Origin of the sequence: Mameliella sp. CS4 (assembly GCF_019392335.1) — a bacterium.
Lineage (GTDB): Bacteria > Pseudomonadota > Alphaproteobacteria > Rhodobacterales > Rhodobacteraceae > Antarctobacter.
Map to the genome: position 1 here is coordinate 307,513 of NZ_JAHXRQ010000001.1, position 17,703 is coordinate 325,215.

The 17,703-nt window shown below is 66.2% G+C and carries 17 protein-coding genes; 8 read left to right on the forward strand and 9 right to left on the reverse strand.

Annotation, left to right across the window (positions count from 1 at the left end; genetic code table 11):
* The first annotated feature begins 417 nt into the window (after positions 1-417).
* The 3 genes from KZZ07_RS01400 to KZZ07_RS01410 all read left to right on the forward strand — a co-directional run bounded on the left by KZZ07_RS01400 (position 418) and on the right by KZZ07_RS01410 (position 3,681).
* Positions 418-1,986 (forward strand): 2-isopropylmalate synthase, encoded by a 1,569-nt coding sequence (locus KZZ07_RS01400; RefSeq protein WP_219511463.1) that lies wholly within the window; start codon positions 418-420, stop codon positions 1,984-1,986.
* A gap of 158 nt (positions 1,987-2,144) precedes the next feature.
* On the forward strand, positions 2,145-2,654 hold the full coding sequence (locus tag KZZ07_RS01405; RefSeq protein WP_219511494.1) for a methanogen output domain 1-containing protein: 510 nt from the start codon (positions 2,145-2,147) through the stop codon (positions 2,652-2,654).
* Positions 2,655-2,712: 58 nt separating this feature from the next.
* On the forward strand, positions 2,713-3,681 hold the full coding sequence (locus KZZ07_RS01410) for a GGDEF domain-containing protein (RefSeq protein WP_219511507.1): 969 nt from the start codon (positions 2,713-2,715) through the stop codon (positions 3,679-3,681).
* 6 nt (positions 3,682-3,687) lie between these two features.
* Here the strand turns inward: KZZ07_RS01410 and ggt are convergent, their stop codons facing one another.
* From ggt to KZZ07_RS01430, 4 genes are all read right to left on the reverse strand, one after another.
* Positions 3,688-5,475 (reverse strand): gamma-glutamyltransferase, encoded by a 1,788-nt coding sequence (gene ggt / locus KZZ07_RS01415; protein ID WP_219512233.1) that lies wholly within the window; start codon positions 5,473-5,475, stop codon positions 3,688-3,690.
* A gap of 87 nt (positions 5,476-5,562) precedes the next feature.
* Positions 5,563-6,075 (reverse strand): PhnA domain-containing protein, encoded by a 513-nt coding sequence (locus KZZ07_RS01420; protein WP_219511511.1) that lies wholly within the window; start codon positions 6,073-6,075, stop codon positions 5,563-5,565.
* Positions 6,076-6,156: 81 nt separating this feature from the next.
* The gene (locus tag KZZ07_RS01425) at positions 6,157-6,597 is read right to left on the reverse strand and encodes a Slp family lipoprotein (RefSeq protein WP_219511516.1); all 441 of its coding nucleotides are present in this window, start codon (positions 6,595-6,597) and stop codon (positions 6,157-6,159) included.
* A gap of 90 nt (positions 6,598-6,687) precedes the next feature.
* Positions 6,688-7,674 (reverse strand): 2-hydroxyacid dehydrogenase, encoded by a 987-nt coding sequence (locus KZZ07_RS01430; RefSeq protein WP_219511532.1) that lies wholly within the window; start codon positions 7,672-7,674, stop codon positions 6,688-6,690.
* A gap of 108 nt (positions 7,675-7,782) precedes the next feature.
* Here KZZ07_RS01430 and KZZ07_RS01435 point away from each other — a divergent pair, with 108 nt between their 5' ends.
* Complete coding sequence (locus tag KZZ07_RS01435; RefSeq protein ID WP_219511542.1) at positions 7,783-8,280, forward strand: SH3 domain-containing protein; 498 nt, start codon at positions 7,783-7,785, stop codon at positions 8,278-8,280.
* Between the two features lie 79 nt (positions 8,281-8,359).
* Here KZZ07_RS01435 and KZZ07_RS01440 read toward each other — a convergent pair whose 3' ends face one another.
* The gene (locus KZZ07_RS01440) at positions 8,360-9,436 is read right to left on the reverse strand and encodes a Hint domain-containing protein (protein ID WP_219511545.1); all 1,077 of its coding nucleotides are present in this window, start codon (positions 9,434-9,436) and stop codon (positions 8,360-8,362) included.
* A gap of 215 nt (positions 9,437-9,651) precedes the next feature.
* On the reverse strand, positions 9,652-10,971 hold the full coding sequence (locus KZZ07_RS01445; protein WP_219511547.1) for a UDP-glucose dehydrogenase family protein: 1,320 nt from the start codon (positions 10,969-10,971) through the stop codon (positions 9,652-9,654).
* A gap of 161 nt (positions 10,972-11,132) precedes the next feature.
* Between KZZ07_RS01445 and KZZ07_RS01450 the strand changes: the two genes are divergently transcribed.
* The 3 genes from KZZ07_RS01450 to kdsA are packed head-to-tail and all read left to right on the forward strand — an operon-like array spanning position 11,133 to position 13,686.
* On the forward strand, positions 11,133-12,083 hold the full coding sequence (locus KZZ07_RS01450) for a KpsF/GutQ family sugar-phosphate isomerase (protein WP_219511548.1): 951 nt from the start codon (positions 11,133-11,135) through the stop codon (positions 12,081-12,083).
* The gene (locus KZZ07_RS01455) at positions 12,080-12,868 is read left to right on the forward strand and encodes a 3-deoxy-manno-octulosonate cytidylyltransferase (RefSeq protein WP_219511565.1); all 789 of its coding nucleotides are present in this window, start codon (positions 12,080-12,082) and stop codon (positions 12,866-12,868) included. The genes KZZ07_RS01450 and KZZ07_RS01455 overlap by 4 nt, the downstream gene beginning before the upstream one ends.
* A complete protein-coding gene (gene kdsA, locus KZZ07_RS01460) occupies positions 12,865-13,686 on the forward strand; it encodes a 3-deoxy-8-phosphooctulonate synthase (protein ID WP_219511573.1) in 822 nt (273 codons plus the stop codon). Before KZZ07_RS01455 ends, kdsA begins: the two co-directional genes overlap by 4 nt.
* Positions 13,687-13,804: 118 nt before the next feature.
* Here kdsA and KZZ07_RS01465 read toward each other — a convergent pair whose 3' ends face one another.
* Complete coding sequence (locus KZZ07_RS01465) at positions 13,805-15,202, reverse strand: phosphomannomutase (RefSeq protein ID WP_219511575.1); 1,398 nt, start codon at positions 15,200-15,202, stop codon at positions 13,805-13,807.
* A 122-nt stretch (positions 15,203-15,324) separates the two neighbouring features.
* Between KZZ07_RS01465 and KZZ07_RS01470 the strand changes: the two genes are divergently transcribed.
* The gene (locus KZZ07_RS01470) at positions 15,325-15,903 is read left to right on the forward strand and encodes a rhodanese-like domain-containing protein (protein ID WP_219511577.1); all 579 of its coding nucleotides are present in this window, start codon (positions 15,325-15,327) and stop codon (positions 15,901-15,903) included.
* Between the two features lie 20 nt (positions 15,904-15,923).
* On the opposite strand, the gene KZZ07_RS01475 is transcribed toward KZZ07_RS01470, so the two are convergent.
* Entirely contained in the window at positions 15,924-16,865 is a 942-nt protein-coding gene (locus KZZ07_RS01475; RefSeq protein ID WP_219511586.1) for a quinoprotein relay system zinc metallohydrolase 1, read from the reverse strand.
* Positions 16,865-17,650 (reverse strand): quinoprotein dehydrogenase-associated SoxYZ-like carrier, encoded by a 786-nt coding sequence (locus KZZ07_RS01480; protein WP_219511603.1) that lies wholly within the window; start codon positions 17,648-17,650, stop codon positions 16,865-16,867. The genes KZZ07_RS01475 and KZZ07_RS01480 overlap by 1 nt, the downstream gene beginning before the upstream one ends.
* Positions 17,651-17,703: the final 53 nt, after the last annotated feature.

A 17,703-nucleotide genomic window follows, 5' to 3' on the forward strand; every position in this document is an offset into this window, starting at 1 on the left:
TATCTAAAATAGCGAAATTTGCGATAGAATCGTCTATAGGTTGTTTTGGGCCATGTCGATTTTTCCCGACGAAAACGGGTTTTCATTTGGAATTTGCTCCGTATAGTGGCCGCCATGATCAGGACCCGCCATAACGCCCTTCAGACCCGCCTTTCGGCGGTCTTTGCGCTTGGCGCCGGTCTACTGCTAACTCGCCTCTGAGCGTGGCCCCCTCGGCGCGCGTGCTCAGAGGAGATGTGTGACGCGCCGGGACCTGCACGCACACGAGTTGGGACCTTTCCGATGACAGACACATCAGGCCAGATCAGGGGCCGTCATCCCTCCGCCTTTGCGGAACCCTCGCGCGTGTCAGCAGGTCATCCCCCCAAGACAATCCGGAACGCCAAGGCGTTCCGCCCGCATAGCTGAGGAAAGACCATGAGCACCGAAAAAGACCGCGTCGTCATCTTCGACACCACTCTCCGCGACGGCGAACAATCGCCCGGCGCCACCATGACCCATGACGAAAAGCTCGAGATCGCCGAGCTGCTCGACGACATGGGCGTCGACATCATCGAGGCCGGCTTCCCGATCGCCTCCGAGGGCGATTTCCGCGCCGTGTCCGAAATCGCCCAACGGTCCAAACAGGCCGTGATCTGTGGCCTTGCCCGCGCGCAGCTGCCCGACATCGACCGCTGCTGGGAGGCCGTGAAACAGTCCGAGCGTCCGCGCATCCACACCTTTATCGGCACCTCGCCCCTGCACCGCGCCATTCCGAACCTCACCCAGGACGAAATGGCCGAGCGAATCCACGAGACCGTGTCCCACGCCCGCAACCTTTGCGACAACGTCCAATGGTCGCCGATGGACGCGACGCGGACAGAGTGGGATTACCTCTGCCGCGTGGTCGAGATCGCAATCAAGGCGGGCGCCACCACGATCAACATCCCCGACACCGTGGGTTATACCGCGCCGGTGGAAAGCGCCGACCTGATCCGGCGCCTGATCGAAACCGTGCCCGGCGGCGACGAGGTGGTCTTTGCCACCCATTGCCACAACGACCTTGGCATGGCGACGGCTAACTCGCTGGCCGCTGTCGCCGGCGGCGCGCGCCAGATCGAATGCACGATCAACGGGCTTGGCGAACGCGCGGGCAACACCGCCCTCGAAGAGGTGGTCATGGCGCTCAAGGTGCGGGGTGATATCATGCCCTACTACACCGAGATCGACACCAGGAAGATCATGCATATCTCGCGCCGCGTCTCGACCGTTTCGGGTTTCCCGGTGCAGTTCAACAAGGCCATCGTCGGCAAGAACGCCTTTGCCCACGAAAGCGGCATCCACCAGGACGGGATGCTGAAGAACGCCGAGACCTTCGAGATCATGCGCCCCGAGGACGTCGGGCTGGCGGGCACCTCCTTGCCGCTTGGCAAGCATTCCGGTCGTGCCGCGCTGCGCGCGAAGCTCAAGGAGCTTGGCGTCGAGGTGGGGGACAACCAGCTCAAGGACATCTTCGTGCGGTTCAAGGATCTTGCCGACCGCAAGAAAGAGGTCTTTGACGACGACATTCTCGCCCTTGTCACGGCAACGACGGATGGCGACGCCAACCGCCTTGAACTGGTGAACCTGCGGGTGGTCTGCGGCACCGGCGGCCCCGCCGAGGCGCAGCTTGAGATGGAAGTCGACGGGCAGGACCAGAGCGCGACATGCCAGGGTGATGGCCCGGTCGATGCCTGTTTCAAGGCGGTACGAGAGCTGCACCCCAACAAGGCGCTGCTGCAACTCTACCAGGTGCACGCCGTGACCGAGGGCACCGACGCCCAGGCCACCGTTTCGGTGCGGCTTGAAGAGGATGGCATCATCGCCACCGGCCAGTCGGCGGACACCGATACGGTTGTCGCCTCGGTGCGGGCCTATATCCAGGCGCTGAACCGGCTCATGGTGCGCCGGTCCAAGATGGGGCCGGGTGCCGATACGCGCGAGATTTCCTACAAGGAACTGGGCTAGGCCCGGACCAATGCTCCGCCGGCGGTCCTGTCGGCGGAGCCCCCCGGAAAGGGTGAGTTGACAACTCCGTGAGACCCTGCACGGTGGCAAAAGGTTTACGTCATATTAACCTTTTTGAGGTTCTGTTAACCTAGTTTATCCATTTTCTGGAAGCCCCAATGGCCCCGACGCCCCCGAAGCCCGACATTGACGATCTGAACCCGAAGGGATTCTTCGCGGATATTGTCGGAGCCTTGTCCGGCACCCTTCAGGAAGTCGTGGGCATGGACGAGGCTTCGGCCTTCGTGGCGCGCGTCGGGGACGACATGGGGCGCAACATCGCCGACCTGTACCGGGACGATGCAGGCGTGCTGCCCGGCAAACCGACCGAGATCGGCCGCATCCTCTGCGATCTCAAGCAAAGGATCGGCGGGCATTTCGAACTGGTCGAGGCGGGAGCGGACAAGCTGGTCTTTACCGCCTCCACCTGTCCTTTCGGAGCGCGAGTCGAGGGAAGGCCCTCGCTTTGCATGATGACCACCAATGTCTTTGGCCGCATTGCCGCTCAGGCCAATGGCTATGCTTCGGTCCAGATCGACGAGGCGCTGTCCCTGGGGCATTCCCGCTGCCATGTCACGGTCCACCTCACCCGTAGTGAGGATGGCGACATCTACGAGTTCTTCGCATGAACGCCCCCTTGCATGCCACCATCCGGGCCCCGCGTCCGTCCTGGGACAGGTCGCCGGGATGACCGGGTCCGACGCCGCGCTGGACGTGGCCCTGACAGTGATCGGCCAGGCGGTCGAACGGGCCCCGCGCGCGATGATGCTGCTGGACGATCAGTGGAACGTCCTGTTGGCCAACCGCCACGCACGCGGCCTTCCCGGGCTGGAGATCGGTATGCAACTGGCCAGCCTGGCGCGTGAAGACGCCGAAACCCTGCAAAAGGGGCTGAAACAGGCCATTTCCACCTCTCGCGGCATTCCGCTGCGCCTGACCTTTGCCGAGGATCCTATGACCTTCCAGGCTTGGCGGATCGACCCGTTGCCCGGCACGGACACGGCGCTGGTGATGCTGCAATCCGACCCTTCCAACCTTTTCGCCGCTCGACTCACCTCGCTGGAACGCAAGCAGGACAGCACCCGCCGCCGGTTGAACCAGACCGAAGAGGAACGCGACCGGCTGCGGCACACGGCCCGCAGGCTGTCCAGCCTCGCCATGACCGATCCGCTGACCGGCCTGATGAATGCCCGCAGTTTCCGCCAGAAAGGTCAGTTTCTGCTGGACAATCCGCAGGGCACGGTCGGCCTGATCTACATCGACCTCAACGGGTTCAAGCCGATCAACGACCAGTACGGCCATTCCGTCGGCGACGAGGTGCTGAGCAGGGTCGCCCGACGGCTGCGCGAAACCCTGCCAAAGGGTGTCGGCGCCGCGCGCCTGGGCGGCGATGAATTCGGCATCTGGCGCCCGGACACCGACCAGAGGGCCTTGCTGGCCTGCGTCAATGAGTTGCGCGCGGCACTGGCCCGACCGATGACCCTGGAACGGTCCGGCGCTGCCGACATCGTGCTGCCCCGCATCGATGCCGCCTTTGGCCGGGCCACGGCCCCGCGTGACGGCAACGACGTGGACATGCTGCTGAAAAAGGCGGATGCGCGGATGTACGCAGACAAGTCCCGCCATAGCGGGGCTTGCCTGCGCCTGTCCGGCTGAACCGTGTCACTCGCCCAGCGCGATCCCCTCGCGGCGCGGATCGGCACCGCCCTGCAAACCGTCCGCCCCGATGGCGATGGCATGCAGGCCGGAATTCAGGTCACGCACATCGGTGTTGAACCCCATCTCGGCCAAGGCTGCCGCCATGTCGGCCATTGACGTCCCGGCCTCAAGGTCGAAGGTGCCGAACCGGTTGACGCCATGCGGCATGGCCACCGCCTGCTGCACATCCATCCCCCAGTCCACATGCGCGATGATCGCCTGCGCGACATAGCCGATGATCCGAGACCCGCCGGGCGATCCGATCACTAGCACCGGCTTGCCCTCTTCGCGCACGATGGTCGGCGACATGGACGACCGCGGCCGCTTGCCCGGTGCCACCGCGTTGGCAATGGGCACCCCGTCCTGATGCGACCGGAAAGAGAAATCCGTCAGCTCGTTGTTCAGGAGGAACCCGTTGGTCATCAGGCGCGAGCCAAAGCCGTTCTCGATGGTCGTCGTCATCGACAGCGCGTTCCCGTACTGGTCAACGATCGAGATATGCGAGGTCGAGGGGAACTCGATACTCTCGTCATCGGCCAAGAGCATCGCGTGGTCCCAGGCCGGCATCCCCGGCGCCACCTCTGGCAAGGCATCGTCGCCGTCCAGCAGGCGGGCGCGTTCATCCAGGTAGGCCGGGTCGACCAGCCCGTCGGTCGGCATCGGGACAAAATCGCTGTCGGCCATGTAGCGGCCCCGGTCGGCAAAGGCGAGGCGCGAGGCATCGCCGATCCGGCGCCAGGTCTGCGGATCATCCGCGGCGCCAGGCTCGGAGGCATCCAGCATTCCCAGGATCTGCCCCACGGTCAGCGCGCCCGAGGAGGGCGGGCCCATGCCGCAGACCTCCAGACCCCGGAACGGGGCGCAAACCGCCGGACGTTCCTTGACCTCATAGGCGGCCAGGTCGGCCAGGCTCATGACACCGGGATTTGGATCGAATCCGCGCACCGTTTCGACGATGTCCTGCGCGATCTCGCCCTGATAGATCACCTGCGCGCCTTCGCTCGCCATGCGCCGCATGACATTGGCATAATCCGGGTTCTTCAGCACCGTCCCGGCCACGGGCGGCATCCCGTCCGGCAGGAAATAATTGGCCGAAGGTTCATAGCGTGTCAGCGCGGGGACATTGGCCAGGACCAGCTGGCTGAGGCGGGGCGAAACCTCGAACCCCTCGTCCGCCAGCCGCGTGGCCGCATCGAACAGCCCCGCCCAATCGGATTTGCCCCACTTGTCATGCGCCGCCTGCATCAGCGCGGGCGTGCCCGGCACGCCGACAGACCGGCCCCCGATCACCGCGTCCCAAAAGCCCATCGGCTCGCCATCGTCAGTCTGGAACAGGGTCGGCGTGGCCGCGAAAGGCGCGGTTTCGCGCCCGTCCAGCGTGGTGATCTCGCCCGTTTCGCCATCGTGCCAGACCAGGAAGGCGCCGCCGCCGATGCCCGAGCTTTGCGGCTCGACCAGCCCCAGAACCGTCTGCACGGCGATCATGGCATCCGCGGCCGAGCCGCCGGCGCGCAGCACCTCGGCCCCGGCCTGAACCGCGTGCGGGTTGGCCGCCGCCACCATCCATGTCTGGGCCTTGACCGGCTGCCCGGCCTCCTTGGCCTCCAGCGCCGCGGCGACCTCTGGCGACAGCGCGGCAAAGCCGCCGCCATCCACCGTGGCCGCCTCGGGGGCGACTGTATCCGTGCTTTGCTGGGCCCACCCCGCGCCCGCCGTCAACATCAACAGCGTGGCTATTCGCGCAATCCTCATCATACACACTCCCTGGTTGCGTCTACTGATTGACAGTCAATCAGTAGAACCGAGTCGGGGATAGACCTGATATGCGCTTGGGCGGCCCTAGGCCTTTTTGACGAACTTCGTCAGGATCACGATCCGCTGTCCTTCGACCCGGCCCGAGATATGGTCTGCGTTGTCCGGCTCCAGAGAGATCTTGCGCACGGCGGTGCCCTGCTTGGCGGTGAACCCGGCGCCCTTAACCGGCAGCGCCTTGATCAGCGTCACCGTGTCCCCGTCCGACAGGATGGCGCCGTTGCAGTCGCGGTGAACGACGGTCTCGCCGGGTGCATCCTCGGCCTTTGCCCAGTCCAGCACCTCGGGTTCCAGATAGGCGATGTCCAGCAGGTCACGCGCCCAGGCCGCGTTCAGCCGGTTCAGCAACCGCCAGGCCAGGACCTGTTCGGCGGGTTCGGTGCTCCAGATCGCCTCGTTCAGGCATTGCCAGTGAGGGCCATCCTCGGGCCCGTTTTCCACACCCGCGCGGCAGGTCGCGCAAAGGGCCACCTCATCGGGGTGCGGAGCCACGGCATAGGGCGTCGCCTCTTCGGCCTTGCAAAGCGCGCATTGGGTCATATCCGGTCTCCTGTCTGGTAGACCGATTCAGACACCCGCGCGCCGCCTCTGTCCATGCGTCGTATCGCTCGGGTCGCGGGCCTACCCTCGGCCAAAACTCTCCAGCGTGCCGCCACCCACCAGGTGATCCAGCATCGCGCGCCGGGTCGCCCGATCCGCCGATTCCAGCACGCGGATTTCCTGCGGTGTCAGATCACGCCGGACAAAGCCGCGCTGCTCAAGGCATCGGTCCATGCCCGAGACTTCGCCATTGTATCGCAGGTTGGGCGCATTCGACGCCACGACAATCGGCCCGACGATCACACCGCCCCAAAGCACGCTGCCGACGTAATGACCGGCCAAGGTGCTTTGCCCACTCTTCGCAGCCGCCCCGGTGCAGGCATCAAAGGCGCCACGCGCCGCGTCGAGGTTCGCCCCCGCACGGAACGGCACCGAAGGCCCGGGCACCTGCGCGGCACATCCTGCCACGGCGGCGATGCACAAGAGCGCCCCCAAGGCGCGATTCGAAATGATGTCTTTCATACCAACAGTGTCTAGGACCGACCGGACAGGGTCACAAGCCCCTGACAACAGGACATGAATCGAAATTCCTCTTGTCCCCTGCCCAGAGGGTCACAGCATCGCGGGCACAACCTGATCCGGCGGGCGGTGGCCGTCGTCAAAGGTCTTTATGTTGATGATCACCTTTTCGCCCATCTCGATCCGGCCCTCTTCGGTGGCCGATCCCATGTGCGGCAGCATCATCACGTTGGGCATGTTGCGTAGCTCGGGGTTGCCCTGAATGCCATGTTCGTAGACATCCAGGCCCGCGCCGGCCAGCTGCCCGGTCTTGAGCATCCGGGTCAGGGCGTTCTCGTCGATCACCTCCCCGCGCGAGGTGTTCACGATCACCGCGCTGGGTTTCATCAGCTGCAGACGGCGGGCGTTCAGCAGGTGGTAGGTGCTGGGCGTCGAGGGGCAGTTGACGCTGATCATGTCCATCCGTGCGACCATCTGGTCGAGGCTTTCCCAGTAGGTGGCCTCCAGCGCCTCTTCGATCTCGGGGCGCAGCCGGTGACGGTTGTGGTAATGCACCTGCATCCCGAAGGCCGCGGCGCGGCGCGCGACCGCCTGCCCGATCCGGCCCATACCGAGAATGCCCAACCGGCGCCCGCCCAGCCGTTGCCCCAACAGGGCGGTGGGCGCCCAGCCGGCCCAGTCGCCGCCCTGCATGACGGCCAGTCCCTCCTGGATGCGACGGGTCACGCCCAGCATCAAGGCCATGACCATGTCGGCGGTATCCTCTGTCACCACGCCGGGCGTGTTCGACACCAGAATCCCGCGCGATCGCGCTGTAGAGACGTCGATGTGATCGAATCCCGCGCCGAAATTGGCGATCAGTTTCAGCCGCTCACTGGCCTGACCGATCAGCCCGGCGTCGATCCGGTCCGTCAGCGTCGGCACCAGAACGTCGGCCTCCTGCACCGCGTCGATCAGCTCGCCGCGAGTCATCGGCGTGTCGTCGGCACGCAGCTTCGCGTTGAACAGCTCGGTGAGCCGCGTCTCGACCACTTCGGGCAAGCGTCGCGTCACGACAACACTCAGACGTTTTGATGGCATTCAGCCTCTCCCCAAACTTCCCCTGCGGGTCCCTTGGGCGGTAGACTGCGTCAGGAAAGGACGGGGCACAAGAACCCCGCCGGAAAAACTGAGCAGGACTTGAAAACCATGTTCAAACAAGCGATCGCCGCGGCGATGACGCTGCTGTTTCTGGCTGGTCCGGGACCGGCGGGACAGGACCGGGGGCCGGTGACGAACCTGCCCCTGCCGCGCTACGTCTCGCTCAAGGCCTCGGAGGGCAACGTCCGCCGGGGGCCGTCGCTGACGCATCGGATCGACTGGGTCTACAAACGGCGCGGGATGCCGCTGGAGATCACGGCCGAACACGGCCACTGGCGCCGGGTCCGCGACCGCGACGGGGCCGGCGGCTGGGTGCATTACTCGCTCTTGTCAGGCGCCCGCACGGTGATCGTGGAGCAGGACATGCTGAGCCTGTACCGGCGTCCCGACCCGGACAGCGTGGTGGTGGCCCGGCTGGAACTGGGGGTGATCGCGCGACTGGGCGATTGCGGGCCGGACTGGTGCCGCCTGACCGCCGATGGTTATCGGGGCTGGGTCGACAAGACCGCGCTCTGGGGCGTGGGACTGGACGAAATCCGCGACTGACCGCTGCGCGCCGGACCGTCCGGCCCATAGGTGGCAAGAGGTCCCGGGGCAGGCCCGGGACAGCGTCGCGCAGGCCGTCTCAGGCCGCCTCGTGCATCAGGATCGCCGCCTCCGAGGCCGACAGGTTGCGCCGCGCATAGGCACCATAGCCCTGCGGGTTCGAGGCCACGCCCGGCAGGGTCTGCAACAGGCGCTTGCGGTCCTCGTCATCCAGCGAGGAAAGCGCCGTGTTCGCCGGGTGAAAGCTCTCGGTCTCGACCCCATCGGCAAAGAGCACCTCGTGCCGGGGCAAGAGCAGGTGAACATAGGTCACCTCCTTGGCCGTGCTGTCCTGCACCACACCCTTGCCATCGACAAGGTCGCGCGCCGTGACCAGAACCTCGGGCGTGTTGAACAGCGCCTGTGCAGGTGCACCGCGCACCACCATGCGGTGATCCGGCGACACGAGGATGTCGCTGTTGGGCTGGCCCAGTCCCAGCGCCCCGGCCCGCAGCCGGATCGGGCGCAGGGCGGGCATGGCGAACAGGCGGGCGCCGGACATCCGGCGGCTGCCGATCCAGCAGATCGGCTGGGCGCCGCTGTCCTTGGTCTGCACCAGGTCGCCTTCGCGCAGAAGGCCGACCGGCACCGGCCCGCGCGGCGTCAGGATGCGTGTCCTGGGCGTAAAACAGATCACGCCGCCCGGATCCGCCTGGGCAGACATTGTCTGCGCCGACCGGACATGGTGCACCACCCAGAGGTCGACACCGGCGGGCGGCAGTTCATCCAGGCACATCAACAGCGGCGGCACATGCGGCCCCACCGGAAGCAGCGTCACGGTATAGCCCTTGCGTCCGTCGGTGACGACAAAGGTCGAGTCACCGCTTGGCACATCTTGCCCAGCCGCGCGCAGGTCGGCGCCCCGTGGGCGTTCCGCCGCCAATGCTGCGCCCACCAGCCGACGCACCATGCGCGCCGCCCGGGGCCTGATGTCTTCGCCCTGGTCCGCCCTCTCGCCCAACGGAAGGAGGGACGCCGGACCGTCCACCCGCACCGGCTCTCCGAACCAGGACCAGGCGGCCCCGACCTGCAATGCCGGTTCGGGCGCATCCTGCACCCCGTCGATTTCCGTCTGCGCCCAGGAGATGACGAACGTGCCGCGATAGCCCGTTCCCATGCCTGCTCTGCCTCTTGTCGTTTTTCGGAAAGCGTAGTCGACAGCACGGGTTACGCAAAGCCATGCGCCGCGTCAGAACGGCCCTGCGACCCGTCTTAGGCCCATGCCTGTGGTGCACGGGCAACAAGTATCGAGTGCAAGACAACCCTGACGTGCAAGGCAAAACGCCGCCCCGGAGAGGAGCGGCGTTCCCGGATCAATCCCTGACGAAAGGCTCAGCTGCCATAGCCGGCACGGCCGATGCTTTCGTAGCCGGTGAATCCGGCGGCCTCGGCATCGGCGAGGGCGTAGATGTTGCGCAGATCGGCCATGCGGGCCTGCGCCATGCTGCCTGCGATACGCGTCAGATCCAGCGCGCGGAACTCATTCCATTCGGTCAGGATCACCAGCAGGTCGGCGCCTTCGGCAGCGGCATATGGGTCTTCCATCCAGCTGACGCCGGGCAACAGGTGCTCACCCTCGCGTTTGCCCTGCGGATCGACCACGCGGACATTGGCACCACCGCCCACAAGGGCGGGCACGATGGTCAGCGAGGGCGCGTCGCGCATGTCGTCCGTATTGGGTTTGAAGGTCACGCCCAGCACGGCCACCGTCTTGCCGTTGAAACCGCCATCACAGAGGTCGCTCAGCTTGTCGATCATGCGGCGCTTGACGTCCTCATTGACCTTGATGACCGTTTCCACGATCGAAATCGGGCTGGCGTGTTCCTGACCGATTCGGGCAAGCGCCTTGGTATCCTTGGGGAAACAGCTGCCGCCATAGCCGGGACCGGCGTGCAGGAACTTGTTGCCGATGCGGCCGTCCATGCCCATGCCCTTGGACACCGATTTGACGTCGGCGCCCACCTTTTCGCAAAGCGCCGCGATCTCGTTGATGAAGGTGATCTTGGTCGCAAGGAACGCGTTGGCCGCGTATTTGATCATCTCCGCCGACTCCAGGTCGGTGGTAACGATGGGGAAATCACGCAGGTAGAGCGGGCGATAAATCTCGGACATCACTGCGGCGGCCCGGTCGGTTTCCACGCCCACGACCACGCGGTCGGGTTTCATGAAATCGTCGATGGCGGCGCCTTCGCGCAGGAATTCGGGGTTCGAGGCGACGTCGAAATCCAGCGCCGGGTTGGCGGCGGCGACCACGTCCTTGACCTTGCGGTTGGTGCCGACCGGAACGGTCGACTTGGTCACGATCACCACATAGTCCTTGGCGGCCTTCGCGATTTCCTCGGCCGCGGCCATGACGTAGGTCAGATCGGCGTGGCCATCGCCCCGGCGCGTCGGTGTGCCCACCGCGATAAAGACCGCGTCGGCGCCATCGATCGCGCTGGCCAGATCCAGGGTAAAGCTCAGGCGCCCCGCCTCGACGTTCTTGTGCATCAGCACGTCCAGCCCCGGCTCGTAGATCGGGACCTCTCCACGCTCCAGCATCTCGATCTTGCGGGGGTCCTTGTCGACGCAAACTACTTCGTGACCGAAATCGGAAAAACAAACTCCGGAGACGAGGCCGACGTAGCCCGTTCCGATCATGGCAATCTTCATTTTGGCGATCCCTAGCCTGGTATCCAATGCCGCCGTCATGCGGGCGAGTCCGGGGAAATGTCAACGCGGGCCACCCTGAGAGCGGCAATCTGTTGCGCGATTGGACAAGCTTTGGCAGAGCCGCTAATGCAGGCGGCACAATGTTACCCGAGCAGAGCCGCATGACAGACAGCCCTTCCGCGGTCGCCCGCACCGTCCTTGCCACTGAAAGCGCGGCGCTGGCGCGCCTGGGCGACGAACTGCCAGAGAGTTTCGATGCCGTCGTGGCCCGTCTTTTGCAGGTGCAGGGGCGCGTGATCGTCTCCGGCATGGGCAAGTCCGGCCACGTCGCCAACAAGATCGCCGCCACCTTTGCCTCGACCGGAACCCCGGCGCAGGGGGTACACCCGGGCGAGGCGAGCCACGGCGACCTGGGCATGATCACGCCGGCTGACGCTGTGATCCTGATCTCCAACTCCGGCGAAACCAGGGAACTGGCCGACATGATCGCCCATTGCGCGCGATTCTCTGTGCCGCTGGTGGCCATGACAAAGGGCCCCGACAGCACGCTGGCCCGCGCCGCCGATTTCACCCTGCTGATGCCCGACGCGCCCGAGGCCTGCGCCATCGGCATGGCGCCCACCACGTCGACCACGATGGCGATGGCCCTGGGCGATGCGCTGGCCGTGGCAATGATGCAGCACCGCGGGTTCGATCGGGCGAGCTTTGCCGCCTTTCACCCGGGCGGCACGCTGGGGGCGCAATTGCTGCGGGTCTCCGCCGTCATGCACCGGGGCGAGGAACTGCCCGTAGTCGGTGCCGATACCCCGATGTCCGAAGCCCTGCTGGTGATGAGCCAGAAGGGGTTCGGCGTCGCCGCGCTGGTCGAAGACGGGCGCCTGACCGGCATCATCACCGACGGCGACCTGCGCCGCAACATGTCGGGGTTGATGGAGCGCAGCGCCGGAGAGGTCGCCACGCGCGGACCGCTGGTCACCGCCCCCGACACGCTCTTGATCGAGGCTTTGGGCATCATGAACACGACGAAACGCACCGTCCTGCTAGTCACCGAAGGCGAGGCGCTTGTCGGCCTGCTGCACATCCACGACGCGCTGCGGGCAGGCGTGGCATGAGCGCGGTCATCTTCATCCCCGCCCGCTATGCCTCGACCCGCTATCCGGGCAAGCCGCTGGTGGACCTCAAGGGCGCCACGGGCGAGGCGAAATCCCTGATCCGGCGCAGCTGGGAGGCGGCAAAATCGGTCCAGGGGGCCGATGAGGTCTATGTCCTGACCGATGACGCCCGCATCGCCGAGGCTGCGCGCAGTTTCGGTGCCGAGGTTCTGATGACCTCCGAGACAGCCCGCAATGGCACAGAACGCTGCGCCGAGGGCGTGACACAATTGCCGCAGGCGCCCGGCTGCGTGGTCAACCTGCAAGGCGACGCGCCGCTGACCCCGCCCTGGTTCGTCGAGGCGCTGATCGCGCGCATGGACGACCCTACGGTCCAGATGGCCACGCCAATCCTGCGCTGCGATGCCGAGACCCTGGCCAATTTCGTGACCGACCGCCAGAACGGACGCGTCGGCGGCACCACTGCCGTGGCCCGTGCCGATGGCACCGCGCTCTACTTCTCGAAAGAGGTGCTGCCCTTTGTCGGCTCGCTGGAGCGCCCGCCAGAGGTCTGGCACCACGTCGGCGTCTACGCCTATCGCCCGGCGGCGCTGAGCGCCTACATGGGCTGGGACGAGGGGCCGCTTGAAAAGGCCGAAGGGCTGGAACAGCTGAGGTTTCTCGAAAACGGCATGCCCGTGACCTGCGTCCCGGTCGAAGCGCGAGGCCGGGTGTTCTGGGAACTCAATAACCCCGTGGACGTAGCCCGGATCGAGGGCGTCCTTGCAAAGGAAGGCATGACATGACGGATGTCACCATCGGCAACTACACGGTCTCCAACGCCGCCCCCTTCACCCTGATCGCGGGTCCCTGCCAGATCGAAAGCCTGGATCACGCCCGGATGTTGGCGGAGCGGATCGCCGAGGCGGCCTCGGCGGCGGGCGTGAACTGGATCTTCAAGGCGAGCTACGACAAGGCGAACCGGTCGTCCCTCTCGGGCAAGCGCGGGATCGGCATGGAAGAGGGGCTGAGCGTCCTGTCCACCATCCGCAAGGAATTCGGTGTTCCGGTGCTGACTGACGTACACGGGCCAGAGCAATGCTCGGTCGTGGCCTCCGCGGTGGACGTGCTGCAGATCCCCGCCTTCCTGTCGCGCCAGACCGACCTCTTGCTGGCAGCGGGGGAAACCGGCGCCGCAATCAACGTCAAGAAAGGGCAGTTCCTCGCGCCCTGGGACATGGCAAATGTTGCCGCCAAGATCGCCTCGACCGGAAACGAAAAGATCCTGCTCTGCGAGCGTGGCGCCTCCTTCGGCTACAACATGCTGGTCTCGGACATGCGCGCGTTGCCGATCATGGCCGAAACCGGCTACCCGGTGGTCTTCGACGCGACCCATTCGGTGCAGCTGCCCGGCGGACAGGGCACTTCCTCGGGCGGGCAGCGCCAGTTCGTCGAACCGCTAGCCCGCGCCGCCGTCGCCGTGGGCTGCGCCGCGGTCTTCATCGAGACGCATGAGGACCCCGACACCGCCCCCAGCGACGGGCCGAACATGGTTCCGGTCACAGACCTCGCCCGGCTGCTCAAGGGGCTGGCTGCGGTGGACGCGCTGACCAAGGGCGCCTGAGCCCCAAGCCTGTCAGGGGCGGCAAGCCGGATTGGGTATTTGACACCAAGAAGAAGCACGACTTTGCGTTTCTTCTTGGTCTAAATATCCCCCACGACAGTCCGGCCGGGCGCACCGCTCAGGCGGACAGTGTCTCGCCCAGTTTCGCCAGGTAGCTCTCTACCAGCGCGGTTGCGGTCTCGCGCGTCCCGGCCTCCGCGTAGCAGCGGAATTCCGGCGCGTTCCCCGAGGGGCGCAGGTGGACCACATCGCCACTGGAAAAGGTGACACGCAACCCGTCGGTTTCGTCCAGTTCCGTGATGGCCCCGCTGTCGGCAAAGAAGGCGGCGCGCGCGCCGGCATCGCCGGAAAGCTCCGCGATGAAGGCCTTGGAGGTCGCGCTCTCGATCCCCTGGATCCGGTCCGCGGCGGTAAAGCGCGGCGGCAGCGCGTCCAGCAACTGCGACAGCGGTTTGCCCTCGGCGCGCGCGGCGCTGAGCGGGGCGAGGATCGGCAGCAGGCAGTCACGGGTCATCAGCGGCGCCATCTTGCCGGCAGGGCCATCGGCCTCGAACCCCAGCAGGAAGCCGCCGTTGGCCTCGTAGCCGACAACGCGGGCAGCAGGGTCGTCCCGAAGCGTCTCTTCCATCGCGGCGATGACGAAGGGCGAGCCGATTTTCGTACGGTGGATCGTGGCGAAATCAAAACCGCCCTCGGCCTCGATCATGGTGTTCGAGGAGACCGGGGTACAGACCACCCGGGCACCCAGCGCCCGCGCCGTCACGGCACCCAGCACGTCCCCGGGCACCACCTGTTGCGCATCGTCGACCAGCATCGGGCGGTCGGCGTCGCCATCGGTGGAGATCAGCACATCCAGTTGGTGATCGGAGAACCACCCGGCGAAGAGTTGCTTGGTCTCCGGGTCCAGCGCCTCGGTGTCGACGGGGATGAAGGTGTCAGAGCGGGCGATGGGCAGCGCGGTGGCGCCCAGCGCCTCGACCACCTCGACCATGATGTCACGCGCGACCGAACTGTGCTGGTAGACGCCGACACGCAGCCCCTTGAGCGCCCCTGCGCCAAAGGCCCCTGTGTAGCGGGCGACATAGGCGGCGCGGGCATCGGCGGTGACCAAGGCGCCGGTCGCCCCGGTCGGGGCCTGTCCCAGGGCGCTATTGATGCGGGCCTCGTCCTCTTTCGAGATTTCACCGGTGGGCACATAGAATTTCAGCCCGTTGCGGTCGGCGGGGATATGGCTGCCGGTCACCATGACGGCGCCGGCCCCTGCCTCCAGCGACGATAGGGCAAGGGCGGGTGTCGGCACCACGCCGCAATCGACCGCATCGACGCCCGCGTCGCGCACGGCGGCGATGACCCAGTCCGCGATCTGCGGAGAGGAGGGGCGCAGGTCGCGGCCCACATGCACTGCGGTCCCATGCGGGCAGGCCGAGAGAAAGGCGGTAACGTAATCGCGCACCAGGTCCTCTGTCAGCTCCACCACCAGGCCGCGCAGGCCGCTTGTGCCGAATTTGGGGGCCATCTCGTCTATCCTTGCCTTGTCAAATGCCTGTGTGCGCCGGGGCGCGCGGGTGTTTTCCCGTCTCGCGGCGCGGATGGCAAGGGCGGGTTTCGCAGCGGCGGCAGCCGGCCTATCCTGCGACCATGAAACGCCTGTTTTTCCTGCTGACCCTTCTGTGCGCGGCGCCGCTGGCCGCCGCGCCCTACACCGAGCATCAGGCCCGCCGGCCCGAGCTGTTCGACCCCGAGACGGGCTATCGCATCGGTCGGCAACGGGCACCGACGCCCGACGACATTCCCGCCCCGGCGGTTCTGGTCTCTCCGGCCGAAGCGCGCGGACTGCTGGCCGAGGGCGCCGTGGCGCTGGATGTCTTTGCCGCGCAGCAATCGCGGTTCGACGAGCTGGAGGGCACTTGGCTGGTGTCGGAACAGCGTTTGTCGCTGCCGGGGGCGGTCTGGCTGCCCGAGGTGGGGCGCGGACGGCTGTCCGACATCATGCAGCGCTACCTTGAGGATAACCTGACCCGGGTCACGGCGGGCAACAGGGATCGGGCCCTGCTGGTCTATTGCGTGGCGGATTGCTGGATGAGCTGGAACGCGGCCCAGCGGATCGCCGGTCTTGGCTATTCCCGCGTCTACTGGTTCCGGCTGGGCACGGATGGCTGGCTGGACATCGGAGAGACATTGGCCCCGGTGGACCCGGTGCCGGTAGACGTGGACTAAGGCGGGCGGACCCGCACCTTTCAGTTTCCGCGCGGCAGCTCCTCGCGCTCGATCCCCGGGAACAGGTGCGCGACGGAGCGCTGGTATTCCTGCGGCTGGGCGCCCATCCCGGCAAAACGGTCTGGCAAGGGCGTTTCCATCAGCTCCACCATGTCCAACCCGCTGCGGGCGCCTGCGCGCAGGGTTCCGTCCAGCCAGCCGAGATAGTCACGGGTCTGGGTGATCGACGCTCCGGTCGGGTCCGCCGGGCCGTGGCCGGGGATGACCAGTGCCGGTTTCTCGGCCTGCAGAGCCTCCAGCGCCTGTTGCCAGCGCGGGATGTCGGCGCTGGGGGTGGTGGGCGCGCGGTTGTAAAAGACAAGGTCCCCCGCCACCAGCGTGCCGGTGCGACGGTCCATCAGGGCCAGGTCCGCGCCTGTGTGCCCGCCCAGGGGAAGGGCCAGGAAATCGCGCCCGTCCAGTGCCAGCTCTCCGCCCGCGATCACGTCGCTGGGCGGCACCACCTCTGTCCCGCGCATCCAGTCGCCCAGCAGGCGGTACATGTTGTCGGCGAATGCCTCACCTTCGTCCAGCGCCGCCTGCCGGGTGCCGCCCAGCGCGTGAATGGGCCGGTCGGCAAAGATCTGGTTGCCAAAGAAATGGTCCGGGTGGTGATGGGTATTCACCACCGCCGAGATGCCGCGGATGTCCAGGCTGCGGGCAAGGCTGGCCAGCGCCTCTCCATAGCGGCGGGACGACCCGGTATCGAAAAGGATCAGCCCGCTGTCGCCTTTCATCAGGGTGACGTTGACGATGGCACCACCGTTTTCCATCGAGAAATACTCGGTCGCGCCTTCGACCATCCAGATGCCATCGGCCAGCGGTTTGGCGGTCAGATCGTAGCTGAGGCGCGCCTGGGCAAAGGCGCGGGGAGCCAGCGGCAGGCTTGCCAGCAGGCCAAGGGTCGTGCGGCGGGTCAGCATCAGTTCAGTTCGCCCTCGCTGAGGACACCGCGAATGCGGTTTCCGTTGTTGTCGCGACCCATGACCTTGACCGAAGCGGGCAAGGCGCCCGCATCGAAATAGAAGGTAAAGGCCGGGTCCTCGTTCACTGGTTCGTGCAGTTCCAGCCGCGCCAGCGGGGTGCCGTCCTCTGTCTGCAGGGACAGATCCTGAATGATGAAGACGGGGATGCCATCGGCAAGTCCGGTGTCCATCGGGTGATCCACCACCAGCCGCGCGCGCCCCGAGGCGGACCAGAGCCGCCCGTGAACCTCTCCCAGCTTTTCTTCCCAGTCGTCAGAGGCATAGGCATTGGCGGGCGCGGTACAGCCGCCGCCCGCCGCGTCGATATAGGTCGAGCCGATATGCCAGCTGCCCGACTGCGTCTCGACACTGGCGCGGATGGCGGTGGCCTGGTCGATCTTGAACCGCAGGGCCAGTTTCGGTTCCGCCTGTTCGGGATAATAGGTCAGGATATGCGGGATCGGGCCGTAATCGGCGCTGATGACGATGCGTTTCACGTCGGGGATCGCGGTGGCATCCACCAGCAGGGGCACGTTCAGGCTGTCCTCGGCAGAGTCCGGCGCGCGCAGCACCACCCGGTCGTCAAAGCGGATGTCGGCGGGATCGCCCAGCAGCCCCTTCTGGTGGTAATTCCACATGCCGGACCCCATCGGATCCTGCAGAACGGTCTGCGGATCGTCGAGAGCGACGGCGGCGCTGCCTGCAACGGCAATCAGCGCGGCAAACACGGTGCGGATGAACATGGCGGACCCTCCCTGTCGTACCATGCCGCAAAGGCTAGCATGGCGGGCGTGGG